2 protein-coding genes are annotated in these 3,140 nt (G+C 47.2%); one reads left to right on the top strand and one right to left on the bottom strand.

Annotated features, from left to right (window positions below; translation table 11 throughout):
* Nucleotides 1-85 precede the first annotated feature (85 nt).
* A complete protein-coding gene (gene mnmA, locus QUB20_RS16475) occupies nt 86-1,177 on the bottom strand; it encodes a tRNA 2-thiouridine(34) synthase MnmA (protein ID WP_333247438.1) in 1,092 nt (363 codons plus the stop codon).
* A gap of 114 nt (nt 1,178-1,291) precedes the next feature.
* Here mnmA and QUB20_RS16470 point away from each other — a divergent pair, with 114 nt between their 5' ends.
* Nucleotides 1,292-2,944 carry an NAD(P)H-hydrate dehydratase gene (locus QUB20_RS16470; RefSeq protein ID WP_333247441.1) on the top strand — a complete coding sequence of 551 codons (1,653 nt, stop codon included), beginning with the start codon at nt 1,292-1,294 and terminating at the stop codon, nt 2,942-2,944.
* Nucleotides 2,945-3,140: the final 196 nt, after the last annotated feature.

Below are 3,140 nucleotides of genomic sequence, written 5' to 3'. Positions count from 1 at the left end.
AGATGCCTGTTCCACAAAGAGTGAGTTTTTTTGTGGGTGGTTTTTTGTGGGGAGTAGGGGTTGGGCTTCTAGCCCGCCCCTTGCCTTAATTTGGGATTTGGTTTCTTTCGATGATGCCGCCGCCCAATAGCACATCGCCGTCATACCAAACAGCGGCTTGTCCGGGGGTAATGCTCAACTGCGGTTCGTCAAAAATCAACTTAACTCTTGTACCGCCGACTTTTTCCTCTGGTTGGGAGGATTCTACAGGAATAATTGTAGCCGGGACGGGTTGCGATCGATATCGAATCTGTACCTGAGCCCGAATCGGAGTCGTCGGTGCAGCTACAGAAACCCAATTCACTTTCTGGACTGTACATTCAGATTCTACTGCCAACTGTCGATCGCCCACAATTACCCGATTGCCAGCAGCATCAAGTTCAATCACATACAGCGGTTCCGGTGCAGCAATCCCAAGTCCTTTCCGCTGGCCGATGGTGTAGTGGTGAACACCGTCATGCTGTCCGAGCACCCGCCCTGACTTGTCCACAATGTCACCCTTTTGTGGCGCAATGTACTTATCCAGAAAAGCCCGCATCGAACCGTTACTTTCCACCAAGCACAAATCCTGACTTTCCGGCTTATCCGCAGTTGTCAAGCCAAATTCTGCCGCGATTCTGCGAGTTTCTGTCTTGGTAATTTCCCCCAAAGGAAACTCCGTACCCGCCAACAAATCCTGTGTTAGATCGTACAGGAAATAAGACTGATCTTTCGCAGGGTCGATCGCCCGCAGCAACTGATAGCGACCAGTAGCAGCATCGTAAGTAATCCTAGCGTAGTGGCCTGTAGCGATTTTTTCAATTCCGAGTTCTTCGCGAGCAAACTTAAGCATCGGCCCGAACTTCACAGTTTTATTGCACTGCGAACAAGGCAGAGGTGTAACTCCTGCACTGTAACCCTCCACCAAATAATCAATAATACTTGCCTGAAAGACCTCGCGGCTGTCAACAATGTGGTGGGGAACGCCCAAATCTTCGCAAATTTTAGCGGCATCGACCATTCCCTCAGAGCAGCACTGACCTTTGCCCTTCATCAACCACAGCGTTAAACCCACCACTTCATATCCTTGATGGTGTAAAATTGCGGCTGCTGCGGAACTATCGACCCCGCCGGAGAGGCCTACAACAATCTTGTTCATGGTTGGGGAGAAATTGCTATTTTACTGTTACTTTGTTCGATCGAGCTAATTTATTATACCACAAGTATACTACAAATTGCCACTGCTGCTGTTAGCTGAAATTTTAGCATTAATATGACCATTCAAAAATTTGTTGTCACCGCCGACCAAATGCGGCAAATAGAAACGAGAATCTTTGCTGCGGGAATGCCAGTCGCAGCTTTAATGGAAAAAGTCGCGCTCCTGATTGCTAGACGCATTCAGGAGATTTTGAAAGCGGAAGGAAGTTCGGCAACTAGCAGTGTACGGGATTTAACGGATAGAAGGAAAAGGGAAGAAGGGAAAAATCTTGTTAATTCTCAATTGCCAGTTATCGGCATATTGGTTGGGCCGGGACACAACGGCGGCGATGCTTTGGTTGTTGCTCGCGAATTGCACTTTCAAGGGTTCCAAGTAGTTATTTACTGCCCGTTTTCTAAACTAAAAGAACTAACAAAAAATCACGCTGATTATGCGCGTTATTTAAATATCCCATTTGTTGATAATATTGAAAATCTGACCAACTGCGATTTGCTCGTAGATGGTTTATTTGGATTTGGATTAGAACGAGAAATTACTAACGCCACCGCCGCAGCTATTGACGAAATAAATAATTTAAATATAGCCATTTTAAGTATAGACATTCCATCGGGAATTCATACAGATACCGGAGAAGTTTTGGGAACGGCTATCCGGGCAAAACATACATTATGTTTGGGTTTGTGGAAAATGGCATTTCTACAAGATAGAGCGTTAGAATATATCGGTAGTTCAGAATTAATTGATTTTGATATTACCGCAGCCGATATTGCAGCAATATTGGGTGAAACGCCAGCAATACAACGCATTACAAAAGCATGGGCAACTCAGCATTTGCCGTTACCCCGATCGCCAATTTCGCACAAATACACCAACGGTAACATACTAATTATTGCAGGTTCCCGCCGCTACAGCGGAGCCGCAATTTTGGCAGCATTGGGAGCAAGAGCAAGCGGCATCGGAATGCTGTCAATTGCTGTTCCTGAGTCGATTAAACCGATGTTGAGCAGTCAGTTGCCAGAGGCATTAGTTATAGGATGTCCCGAAACCCAAAGCGGTGCAATTAGCGAGTTACCAGTAGCAATTGATTTGAGTTCTTATGACGCGATCGCCGCAGGGCCAGGTCTGACATTGGAAGCGGCAATAGCTGTAGAATCTGTACTGGAGAGCGATCGACCTCTGGTTTTAGATGCTGACGGTTTAAATATCCTCGCTCAACTCGGCACAGTCCCGATTTTGTCCGAACGCTCAGCACTGACAATTATCACGCCTCATCCGGGGGAATTCAAGCGTTTATTTCCCGAATTAGCCGACGAAACTGGCGACGATCGAATTGCGGCAACTCAAGCAGCAGCTAAGCTTTGCGGTGCAACGATATTGCTCAAAGGAGCCAGAGTGTGCATAAGTTGGAAGGATGAGGGCGATTCCCTACGGCATAGCGACGCTTCACGTACCATCACCTACCTCAATCCCGAAAGCACCCCAGCTCTCGCCAGAGGCGGCAGCGGCGACGTTCTCACAGGCTTGTTAGGGGGACTATTAGCAAGTGCGATCGCCCGCAAGTCCCCCCCTAAATCAGTTGCTGTAACAGCAGCTTGGTGGCACGCTCAAGCCGGAATCATGGCTGCTAAAGAACGGACGGAATTAGGAGTAGATGCCTTTACTTTGACACAGTATTTAATTCCAGCTTTGCGAGAATTTGCTGAGTAAACAATCGACATGAGTTTGTAGAGTGCGTACCCGCATCTTTGTATTGGTGTGTACCGCGCACCTTACCCCTTGGTTTGTATTGACAACGGAAGTCCTCATAAAGATATTACAACTTATATTCATTAGGAATGAGAATTAAATAACTTCCACAAGTGTGTGGGATGGGCGTCCCGCCCGTCCTTTTTGGACGGGCGGG

The sequence above is a fragment of the Microcoleus sp. B4-C2 genome, assembly GCF_036705265.1.
Taxonomy (GTDB): Bacteria; Cyanobacteriota; Cyanobacteriia; order Cyanobacteriales; family Microcoleaceae; genus Microcoleus.
Note: the sequence above shows the minus strand (reverse complement) of the source record. Positions and strands in the feature narration are given on the sequence as shown.